Below are 11092 nucleotides of genomic sequence, written 5' to 3'. Positions count from 1 at the left end.
GTCAGCTCCCGCTCAAGTCGGAATAAAGCTTGCGGGCCTCGTCGGCGCCGTCGAAGGCCACCTTCGAGTCCACCACGCCCTTCAAGATGGAGCGGGCTTCGGGCAGGTCCTTGCTGTCCACCAAGATGACGGCCATGTGATAGGCCACCTGCGGGTCGCCGGGTGTGGCGGCGAAGGCCCGCTTCACCAATTCCCGGCCCTGGGGCCGCAGGCCGTCGCGATAGAGCAGGCTGCCGTAAGTGTCCATGATGGCCGGACTGTCCGGCGACATGGAATAGGCGCGTCTGGCCGTCTCGACCGCCCTGGCATCACCCAGATGACCGTAGGTCCAGGCCAGGTTGTTCAGCACGGCGGCATTGCGGGGCAATTTGACCGCGACGGCCTCGTACTCGGCGGCGGCGCCACGATAGTCTCGGTGCAGGGATTTGTGGCCGGCCAGCACCACCCGCACGCTGGAATCGTCGGGGTTGGCCTTCAGCCAGGTCGTCAGCAGATTGCCGGCGGCGGCGGAGTCGCCCTTTCTGGCCAGCGCATGGAACAGGCGTACCACGGTGACCGATGACGGCGCTTGCTCGAAGGCCTTGCGATACGCGGTCTCGGCTTGCGCCGCGTCTCCGGCCGACGACAGCAGGTCGCCTTGGATCACCTGGGCGGCCGGGACGTCGGGGTTTCGAATTCTGGCGGTTTCGGCCATGGCCATGGCCGCATCATGGCCGCTTATCTTGCGTTCCAGGGCGATCCGGTTGATCCAGGCGGACAGGGCGCGCGGCTCGGCGGAAATGGCGCGATCGAACGCGGTGCGGGCTTCGTCGTCGCGTCCCAGCAGGGCCAGGGCCTGACCATAGCGTTCGTGGGATTGCGCCATGTCGGGGAACCGGGTCTGCATCTGGCGATAAAGGTTCAGCCCGTCCTCGGATCGTCCTACCGACAACAAGGCTCGCGCCGCCAGATCGATGGCGGCCGGATTGCCCGATTGGGTCCGCGCCAGGTCCAAGGCGGTGGCGGCCAGCTTGTTCTTGTCGCCGGTGGCCGAATGCGCCCGCAGCAGGTAGACGCGCGGCGGGATTTCCCCCGGATGCAGCCTTATCGCCGTTTCCAGGAAGGGAATGGACGCCGCCGGCTTGTTCGCCCGGGTCTCGACCTGTGCGCGCGCCTGCAAGGCACGCAGATCGCCCGGCTTGCGCTTCAAGATGGTGTCGAGCGTGCGGCGGGCGGAATCGAACAATCCGTCCTGCATGTCCAATTCGGACAGATAGACGGCGGCCGGGACGTAATCGGGGTTCCCGGCCAGCGCGGACTGGAAGTCGCCGCGCGCCCCCGGCCGATCGCCCTTCGCCAACCGGGCGGCCCCGCTCAAGGTCGGCGGCAGGGGGGCTTTGGGCTGACGGGCGGCCATAGCGGCTGCGGCGGCGATGGCCTTGTCGTAATCGCCGTTACCGATATGGCTCGAGACCAGGGCCAGATCCACCTGCGCGGTGTCGGCCCCGCTGGCGACAAGGCCTTCCAGCTCGCGGATGCCTTCCTCGCGGGTCGAGGCTTGACCGGCGCGGCTTAAGGCCAGCCGGGCGCGGGTCGAGGGATCGTTGGGCCTGGTCTTGGCCGCTTCGGTCAGCAGCTCGTTGGCTTCCTTGATCTGGCCCTCGGCCAGGTAAGCCGAACCCAGCAGGCTTAAGCTCTCGTCGTCGTCGCCCAGGCGGTCGCGCAGCGGAGCCAGGATGGCGATGACCTTGGGAAAGGCGTGCAGGCGGAAGTGGATATCGGCCAGCAGCTTCGCGCCGACAAGGCTGTCCGGGGCGGTATTGTGGAACTTGGTGGCATAGTTCACCGCCTCTTCCAGATTGTTGCTGCGCGAATGGATCAAGGCCAGCAGGAAGGTCCCCTGGGGGATCTGGGCGATGGCCGATTCCGCCGGGCGGACCGTGTCCAGGGCCTCGGGAATTTTATTCGCCCGGACCAGCAAGGCCGCCTTGAGGTATAGCGCCATCGGCGCCTTCGGGGTCAGGCCCAGGACCTGGGTGATCTCGGCCCTGGCCTCGTCGTCCTTGCCCAACGCCATCAGCGTCAAGGCCTGGCTCTGGCGAATCCGGGTGTCGTTGGGCGCGGTTTCCAGCGCCGTTTGGTAATGGATGCGGGCGGTATCAAGGTCGCCGGCCCGGCGGCGCAGGTCCCCCTTGGCGGTCTGGGCCTCGCCGTTTCTCGGATTGCCGAGCAAGACCGCGTCGATGATCCGCTCGGCCTCGCCATTGTCGTTGCGCACCATCAAGATGATGGCCCGGGTGGTCCGCCCGGTCTCGCTATCCGGGTCGGCGGCCAGCGCGGCCAGGGATTCCTTGTCGGCGTCGTCCGGCTTGCGCAGGGCCAGAAAGGCGCGCGCCCGCAAGGCCAGCACATCGGCCTTGCAGGCCGGATCGGCGGGGCACGGCGCGATGTCGTCCAGGACGCGCTGGAACTTGCCCGCGGCCAGATAGGTGTTCGCCAGCAGCGGATTGACCTGGGCGAGATCGAAGCCGCCTTCGCGGGCCAGGAGGAATTCCTTTTCCGCCGCCAGGAAATCGCCGCCGCGGAAATGCAGCAGCCCCAGTTCGAATCTGGCCTCGGCGTTGCCGGGATCGGCCTTGACCGCCTTCTTCAACTGGATCATCGCCGGGCGATATTCCCCGTTCTGGATCAAGGCCCGGCCGGCCGTCAGAAGCCGGCCGCTTTCCGAGATGTCCGCGGCCGAGTTCTGGGACGCATGGGCGGTTCCGGCGATCAACATCGTCGTGACGCAGAGAAGCGCGAGTTTCATGACCGGTCCCTCCTATTGATGGGCATGTTGGCGGCGTGCATGATTTCGTAGAGTGTCGGGCGCGACACGCCCAGAAGTTGCGACGCATCCGAGACATTGTTGTCGGTGATGGCCAGGGCGCGGAGGACCGCTTCGGCCTCGGCCTGCGCGCGGATCTGGCGCAGGGTCGGCATCTGCAGGATGTCGGTATCGTCGCATAGCTCGAGGTCGGCGCTCGAGATCGCCTTGCCATCGGCCATCAGCATCGCCCGCTTGACCCGATTTTCCAGTTCGCGGACATTGCCGGGCCATCGGTAACGGGCGATGGCCGCCAGGGCATCGGTGGTGAAGGTCTTGGGGGCGCGCTGGAAGTCCTTGGCATATTTGGCCCGGAAGTAGCGGGCCAGAAGGATGGCGTCGCCGGGGCGGTCGCGCAGCGGCGGCATGTGCATGCTGACTTCGTTCAGACGATAATAAAGATCCTCGCGGAACGATCCGTCGGTCATCATCGCGGCAAGGTCGCGATTGGTGGCCGACAGGACGCGGACATCGACTTCGATCTCCTTGCGGCCGCCGATTCTCTCGATGGTGCGGTTTTGCAGGAAGCGCAGCAGCTTGGCCTGCAGCGACAGGGGCATGTCGCCGATCTCGTCCAGGAACAAGGTGCCATGATGGGCCTGCTCGACCTTGCCGATGGTCTGTTTGACCGCGCCGGTGAAGGCCCCTTTTTCGTGGCCGAACAATTCGCTTTCCAGCAGATTGTCGGGAATGGCCGCGCAATTGATGGCAACGAAGCGTTGGTGGGCGCGGGCACTGAGATCGTGCACCGCCCGGGCCAGGATTTCCTTGCCGGTGCCGCTTTCTCCGGTGATCAGCACGGCGATATTGGCGGTGGCGACCCGTTCGGCGCTGCGGCACAGGCCCAGCATTTCCGGCGACGACGCCACCAACCCGGCCAGGGGCGAGGTTCGTCCCAGCGCCAGTTGCTCGTTTTCCTCTTCCAGATCGTGCAAGGTCAGGGCGCGGTCGATGATCAGCCGCATGACATCAAGGTCGGCCGGCTTCGGATAGAAGTCATAAGCGCCGAGCTCGATCGCCTTCAAGGCGTTGCCCCGCTCGTCGTTGCCGCTGGCGACGATGACCTTGGTCAGGGGCGCTAGTTTCAGCAGCTTCTCGAGGGTGGCAAGCCCTTCGCTGGCGCCATTGGGATCGGGGGGCAGCCCCAGATCCAAGATGACCACCGGGGGGCGCTTGCGTTCGAACTGGTGCAGGGCCTTGGGGCCGTCTTCGGCGACCAGGACCTCGAAGTTGGCCAGCGCCCATTTTAACTGGGTGCGAAGGCCCAGATCATCCTCGATGACCAGGATTTTGCGTTTGTCGTCGTTCATCCGTGTCGTGCCTTCAAGACAGAGGTTTCATCGGGAAGTGCTGACGGGGCGGCGGCCAGGGGCAAAACGATCCGCATGGTGGTGCCGTGATCGGGGATGGAATCGACTTCCAGGCGGCCGCCCATTTCGCCCACCAGATGGCGGGTCTGGAAGGCGCCGATCCCGTAGCCCGCGGGTTTGGTCGAGGCCAGCGGGCGGAACAGCTCGGTGGCGATGAAGGCGGCATCCATGCCGGGACCGTCGTCGGCAACCTCGATCAGGGCGTGGCCGGGAGCGGTGCAAAGGCGCAGTTCCACCGACCCCGAGAGGGCGACCGCCGTCAGGGCGTTGTCGATCAGCAAGTCGAGCGCCGAGACCAGTTTCGTCGGATCGACCGGGGCGAAGACCGGCTGTGCCGGGGGGGCAAAGGTCAGGTTGGCGGCACTTTTGCCCCAATGGGCGGCGACGCCGTCAAGAATGGTCGCCAGGTCCAGAACTTGCGGCGGCGCCGGCGGTTGGCGCTGGATCGCCAACTGTTCCAGCATGGCGCGCATCCGGCTGACGGAATTGCCGACGGTTTCCAGCATGTCCTTCTGGAAATCGGGGTTGTCGCCGTGGGTCTTGGCATTTCCCAGCAGCAGCGACATCTGTCCGACCACGTTCTTGATGTCGTGCACGACGAAAGAGAATTGCCGATTGAAATCCTCGAGGCGGTGCGCCGCGCGCAAGGCTTCGGTGGTCAGTTCCTCGGCCAGGTAGCTGGCGGCCTGAATGGCGGTGGTATCCAAGAGGTCGCGATCCTCCCAGTCCAGGCGGCGAGGTGCCCGGGCCTGATCGAGAACCACGAAGCCCAGAACGTCGCCGCGATGGACCAAGGGCACCACCAGCCACACCGCCGGGCGGGCGACGATCCAGTCGGGAAGGATGGTTCCCTCGTATCGTGCAGGGGCCTTGCGGTATTCATCCATGTCGATGACCCGGCCGGTGCGGCGAAAGAAGCCGATCATGGCGCAATCCGAGCGAACCGGCGGGTGGGGCGGCGGCAAGTTCCAGGCGGCGGCCGAGAAGAAGCACTGCTCGGGGCCGAGCAGGACCCACAGCGCACTGGCCGGGCAATCCATCAGGTCGGCCATGGCGCGGACCAGGCGAGGGGCCAGGGCCGACGGCTGCTGTGCCGACATGATCTGCAGGAAATGCAGCCATTCCTCGCGGTAATCGTAGCGATAGGCGAAGAAGTTCTTGAGAACGAAGATCTTGGCGTGGGACTTCAATCGCGACGAGGCGATGCTGACCAGCATGATCAACAGCGCCGCCACCATGAAGGCGATCTGCAACGGCGCGCCCCATTTGCCGCCGACGATGCGGATGTAATAGGCGACGCCGGCCATCACCAGCAGGTACGAACCGCTGGCCACCAGCGCCATGGTGTAGAAAGCGGCCTTGGGCGAGGCGATCAGGCGGATTTCGGCATCCCTTTTCCAGGTCCGCAGCCGATGGAACGAGACCCACAGCAAGGGGACGATCAGGATGGCGACCAGGGCGCGGGCGGTGACGAACACCTCGCCGACGGCGCCTTGCACCAGGGCGTCGGAATAGATGAAGAAATCGAACGACAGCGCCGCGCCCAGGCCCAGGCCCAGATGCTTGATGGCCCACCGGCCGGTCGTGCCGCTGATCCGCAGCAGGTTCTCGATCAGCAGCAGACCGATTACCGGCAAGACGATGTTGACCAGGGCCTTGATCGGCAATGCCTGCTCGTGCAACGCGCCGATGTCGAGAGACGTGGGAAGGGCGACGAGACCGATCACCACGACAATGGGAACAAAGGCGCGGGTGACCAGGATGCGCCGGACGGTGGCGCCGCGGCTGTCGTCCAGGCGCCCCCACAAGGTCAGCAGGAAATAAAGCCAGCTGCCGACGCGCAGCACCTCGCTCAGATTGAGCAGCGCCGCAGGAATCGCCATCAGCCAGGTTGCGGCGATCAGTCCGGCCCACAGGGCGGTGGCCAGTCCGGCGACCACGAAGTGCCGCCGCCTCATCCCTTCGGTCTCGGAGTTCAAGGCGATGGCCGCCAGGCCACCATAGGCAATGGCGCAAATTCCGTAGCTGGCGGCATCGAACATGTCGCTCAAATGAATTCCTCCGTCATGCATCTCGATTTGTCTGTACGGCCCGTGGCCGGGTCCGCGCGGGCTTGTCGCACTTTCCGATCCGACCCCGTCAGATCGGAAAGTGCTCTAACGGGCGCCGTCGTGCCAAATAACGGCCTTGACGGTTTGCATCATGATGATGATGTCCAGGAAAAGTCCGCCGTTCTTGATGCTGTACAGGTCGTATGCCAGCTTCATCTTGGCGTCGTGTTCCGTGGCGCCGTACGGATAGTTGATCTGTGCCCAACCGGTGATGCCGGGCTTGATGACGTGGCGTTCGTTGTAATAGGGGATCTTGCGCGCCAAGGCCTCGACGAACACCGGCCGCTCGGGGCGGGGCCCGACGAAGGACATGTCGCCGCAGAGCACGTTGATGACCTGCGGGATCTCGTCGATTCTGACCTTGCGGATGAAGGCCCCGACCCGGGTGACCCGCGGATCGTTCTTGGCCGCCCAGACCGGGCCGTTCTTTTCGGCGTCGGTGCCCATGCTACGGAACTTCAAGACCATGAACGGCTTGCCGTGCAGCCCGACCCGCTCTTGCCGATAGAACAGCGGTCCACGGCTTTCCAGCAGGATCAGCAATGCGGTGGGGATGGTGATCGGCAGGGTCAGAACCAGCACCAGGCTGCTGACCACGATGTCGAAACCACGTTTGACGAATCGGCGCACGATGCCCAGTCCGAAGCTGTCCGAGAACAGCATCCAGCTGGGGCTGATCTCGTCGGGATCGACCTGGCCGCTTTCGCGTTCCCAGAACGATGCATATTCGGTGATCTGGGTGCCTTGGAACTTGCAGGCCAGCAACTCGCTGACCGGCAGCATGCCCCGGCGTTCGGTGCTGGCCACCACCACTTCCTCGACGTCGTTGGCCTGGCAGAACTGGGCGAGTTCGGCCGGTGCGACCCAGAAATCGGCGCGCCGTTCGCCATTGCGCCGTCCGCCCGCATCCGAATGCGGATGAACCGGCCGCGAACCCAGGCGGAGATAGCCGATGATGCTGATGGTCTTGTGACGGTGTTCCTGGCTGAGCTTCTCGATGTTGGCGGCGCGGCTGCCGGTTCCCAGGATCAGAACTCGCCGTTTGAAGGTGGCGGTGCGGTCGATCACCTTGATGAAGATGGCGCGCCACGCGAGCAATGACAGCGAGAATGCACTGAGCACAACAAAGAAAAACATGTAGTCGCCGTTGATGCGCTCGACATCTGTCACATAGTCGCGAATTAAGAGTGCTGAAACAATAATAATAAGTATCGCCGGTATGATGACGGTGATTCGTGAGATGATATCTGAGTAATTCATGAAATGCTGTCTGTTGTACATCCCGACGCATGCCATGCTGGTTGTTGTCAGCAGGGCCATATACGTTGCTCCGGCTCCACCAATATTCGGATTGATGTTTAAATTAAGCGACCTGAATATGTCGTATGTTATGATCGCAAGCCCAAACAGAAAGAATGTTTCTACTGCTGACAGGAGAATGGATGGGCCGTTAACGTAGTGCTTGAATAGGCGGAACATGACTGCCTCCACTAACCACTTGCCTAGAGCAAGTGGAAATAATGACGTGGTTATGCTGATACATGACGCCAATAAGAAAAAGCGCAAAAGAATAGTTTCATATATGCGGCAATATTTTGCTTGTGTGTTAAGTAGAGCGAAGTAAAGGTAAGTGCAGTAACTGAGAAAAATTGATTTGTGCAGGCTACATTGATGAAAAACAATTAGATAGGTTCGGAAATTACGCAGGTTCCAGAAAATTTATTTGAATGTATTTAATTTGATGAACGTCAATCCATGGGGCTCCCTCGACCGGGTGCAAGCGACTGCACCCGCAATCCATAGGGGGGCGACGTCCGGGCGTCACAAGTTCTGGCGATAGGCGAAAGTCGAAAAGACCCCATTATTGTCCATCAGCTGTTGATACGAGCCGGATTCCACGATGCGACCATCCGTGAGGACGTAGATGCGGTCGGCATTGATGACGGTACTCAGACGGTGGGCGATGACGATCCGGGTCACCGACAGGTGATCCAGGTTTCGCATCACCACCGCCTGGGTCTTGTTGTCCAGGGCGCTGGTCGCTTCATCCAGCAGCAACAGGGCCGGTTTGCCGACCAGCGCGCGGGCGATCAGCATGCGCTGGACTTGGCCTCCGGAAAGCGTACTGGTTCCATCGGTCAGCAAGGTGTGCATCCCCATGGGCATGGCCATGATGTCGTCCGCCAACCCCACCCGGGCGGCGATATCCCAGCACTCGTCGATGTCGGCGCGCGTCGCGCCCTTGATGTTCTCGTAAAGGGATCCGGGCATCAGCCGACCGTTTTGCATGACCACGCCGATCTGGCGGCGCACCGATCGCACGTTCAGGCCGCGCAGGTCCCGGCCGTCGTAATAGACCGCACCGGATTCCGGCTGGCCGATGCCCAGCAGCAACCGCATCAAGGTCGATTTTCCCGAGCCGGACGGCCCGACCACGGCGATCAATTCGCCGGGCCTGACCGTCAGGGACAGACCATGAAGGGCGAACGGGGCGTTGGGGGCATAACGGAAGGACACGGTGTTGAGTTCCAGGGCGCCGCTCAGGCGGCCGGGATCGGCCTTGGTGGCGGTGGTTTCCGGGACTGTTTGCATGATGGGCGCCGCGCGGCGATAGAGCGGTACCACCGAAAAGACCGTGATCACCGACTTGGACAGGGCGAACAGCGACGCCATCAGGCCGGAGAATGCCGCAACGAAGGCCAGGAACGTGCCGGTGCTCATCCCCGCCTGGCTGATCAAGCCGATGGTGGCGAAAATGCATCCTGGCCCGACGATCTCGAAGGCGCTCCAGAACACCAGGAAGCGATTGTGAATGCGCTTCGAGTGCAACTCGCCGGCCTGGAGCTTGCTGAAATCGTCGCCCCAATTGTTGAAGGCGCGTTCCTCGGCGCCGGCGATCCTGAGCTTGGTGATGCCGGTGATGATCTCGAGCAGCAGGCCGCTGATCCGCCCCGAGACGTCCTGCACCCGGGCGGTGACGGTCATCAGCCGCAATCCGGCGGCCAGCGTCACGGCGGCCAGGATCAGGATCAGCGATCCGGTCACCAGCGCGGCGATCGGGGAATAGCCGATCAACAACCCGAAACTGAAGACGGAAAACGCCCCCGAAACCAGCGAGGCCGTCACGATACCGGTCAGGCTCTTGCGGGCGATCTCGATGACCATGGTCCTTTGGGCCAGATCGCCGGCGGAATATTCGCCGAAGAACACGGCGGGCAGACGCAGCAGGCGATCCATGATGGCGGCCTGGGCAATTCCGGCGATGCGTCCCTCGACGCGCAACTGGGCGATGCTGCGGCTGAACTCAAAGGCTGCGGCGGCGAATGCGGCGGTGATGATGGCGGCGCCGACCTGCAGCATCTCCATGCTGTGGTGTCCGGGAATGACGGAATCGAACACATAGCCGGTCGCCAGTGGGATGACGGTGGCGACCAGTCCGCCTAAGGCGCCGGCCATGGCGATGGCCAGCAGATCGGCCTTGCACGGCTTGAAGCAAAGCCGCATCAGGTCGAGCAGGTCAGCGGGGTGATCGGGCAGCCCGGCATAGAAGGACCAGGCGAGCGGCGCCAAGGTTTGCGCCACCGCTTCGGTCACCACCACTTCGGTGGCGGTGGCCGGATCGAGCATGATGGTGACCGCGGCCGATTTGTGCAGCAAGGCCACCGGCGCCCCGTCATCCTTGCGAAAGGCGAGCAGCGGCCCGCCATCTTGCCGCCACCAACCCGGCGGCAGGCTGACCGAGCGCATGCGGACCTGCGAGGCGGCGGCGATGTCTTCGGCCGACATTGCCGGGTCTTCGATCCGGCGCCACTTGGCCATTGGCGGGCGGGTGAAGGTGATGTCCGATGCCGCGCCGATGGCTCGGCAGCATTCGAACAGGCAATCACCCCCGACCGGCGCCGCGCCGCGCCGGATCGCTGGATCCATGAGCTTGGCGAAGCCGAAGAAGGTGCTCTTGGTGTCGCTGGTCAGTTGAAGGGCTCGCCGCGTGAGGCGGGCATTCTCGACCGACGCGACATCGCGAAAACCGAATGCCAGATTATGAAGGACCCATTGGTGAAAGGCGTTCATCCGCAGCGATATGCGGTCGGCGTGCAAGATATCGGTGGTCGCCATTCCCTTGAGCGCGCGAACACCACCTGCGCGCAGCCAACCCTGCGGTGTCAGCGGAACCAGAATCGTCCCGTCCTCGCTCCCGACCGCCTGGATATCGATATAGAAGGCGATTCCCGGCCCCAATTGCGCCCAGGTCACCCCGCGGTGGCTGACGATTCGATCGGCTTCGGCCACACACAGATTCTGGCCGGCGGCGATGGACCGCCGCGGCTGGCTGCGGGGCGTAATGCTCTTGGCGACCCCGGACGACAGGCCCTCGATCCACGAATCGATGCAATCGGCCAGCGGCAGGGTCAAGGTGTTCCGGCGGCCCCAGAGTTTCAGCGAGGCGACGGCGATGCCAGACAGACGGCAATCGCCGTTGGCCAGGGCCAGCAGGTGGATGCCGTCGTGATCGGGATCCTGGCTGATCCCCCAGATCAGGCCGCCGGCCGACAGCGTGCACAGATGCTCACGCGGCCCGGTTTGCATTCCGTCCCGACGTTGGATGGCGAACAGTTCGATGGTGCCCTGCTGGATGAACCAGACGCTGGACGCGTCGGCGAAGACGTGGGCCGCACCGGATTCCAGCAACAGGGTTTCGCCTTCGCTCTCGATCCGGTCGCGGATGACGGGGTCTAGGACCGGGGTCTGGCTGCGCGCGGGCATGG

5 protein-coding genes are annotated in these 11092 nt (G+C 63.6%); all 5 read right to left on the bottom strand.

Annotation, left to right across the window (positions count from 1 at the left end; genetic code table 11):
• Position 1: 1 nt before the first annotated feature.
• The 5 genes from prsT to A6A05_RS08700 all read right to left on the bottom strand — a co-directional run bounded on the left by prsT (position 2) and on the right by A6A05_RS08700 (position 11090).
• Positions 2 to 2788, bottom strand: coding sequence for an XrtA/PEP-CTERM system TPR-repeat protein PrsT (gene prsT / locus A6A05_RS08720; RefSeq protein WP_082910816.1), 2787 nt, complete (start codon positions 2786 to 2788; stop codon positions 2 to 4).
• Positions 2785 to 4155: a PEP-CTERM-box response regulator transcription factor gene (gene prsR, locus A6A05_RS08715; protein ID WP_068499466.1), complete on the bottom strand. Its 1371-nt coding sequence runs from the start codon at positions 4153 to 4155 to the stop codon at positions 2785 to 2787. The genes prsT and prsR overlap by 4 nt, the downstream gene beginning before the upstream one ends.
• The gene (gene prsK / locus A6A05_RS08710; RefSeq protein WP_068499464.1) at positions 4152 to 6257 is read right to left on the bottom strand and encodes an XrtA/PEP-CTERM system histidine kinase PrsK; all 2106 of its coding nucleotides are present in this window, start codon (positions 6255 to 6257) and stop codon (positions 4152 to 4154) included. The genes prsR and prsK overlap by 4 nt, the downstream gene beginning before the upstream one ends.
• A gap of 114 nt (positions 6258 to 6371) precedes the next feature.
• Positions 6372 to 7805, bottom strand: a complete 1434-nt coding sequence (locus tag A6A05_RS08705; protein WP_068499462.1) for a TIGR03013 family XrtA/PEP-CTERM system glycosyltransferase — start codon at positions 7803 to 7805, stop codon at positions 6372 to 6374.
• 342 nt (positions 7806 to 8147) lie between these two features.
• Complete coding sequence (locus A6A05_RS08700; protein ID WP_068499460.1) at positions 8148 to 11090, bottom strand: NHLP bacteriocin export ABC transporter permease/ATPase subunit; 2943 nt, start codon at positions 11088 to 11090, stop codon at positions 8148 to 8150.
• Positions 11091 to 11092: the final 2 nt, after the last annotated feature.

The organism is Magnetospirillum moscoviense, from assembly GCF_001650635.1.
Lineage (GTDB): Bacteria > Pseudomonadota > Alphaproteobacteria > Rhodospirillales > Magnetospirillaceae > Magnetospirillum > Magnetospirillum moscoviense.
Note: the sequence above shows the minus strand (reverse complement) of the source record. Positions and strands in the feature narration are given on the sequence as shown.

Excerpts from the sequence above, each read along its gene's own strand:
- prsT (WP_082910816.1), bottom strand. The coding sequence starts at position 2,788 with ATGAAACTCGCGCTTCTCTGCGTCACGACGATGTTGATCGCCGGAACC.
- prsK (WP_068499464.1), bottom strand. The coding sequence starts at position 6,257 with ATGTTCGATGCCGCCAGCTACGGAATTTGCGCCATTGCCTATGGTGGC.
- prsR (WP_068499466.1), bottom strand. The coding sequence starts at position 4,155 with ATGAACGACGACAAACGCAAAATCCTGGTCATCGAGGATGATCTGGGC.
- A6A05_RS08705 (WP_068499462.1), bottom strand. The coding sequence starts at position 7,805 with ATGTTCCGCCTATTCAAGCACTACGTTAACGGCCCATCCATTCTCCTG.
- A6A05_RS08700 (WP_068499460.1), bottom strand. The coding sequence starts at position 11,090 with ATGCCCGCGCGCAGCCAGACCCCGGTCCTAGACCCCGTCATCCGCGAC.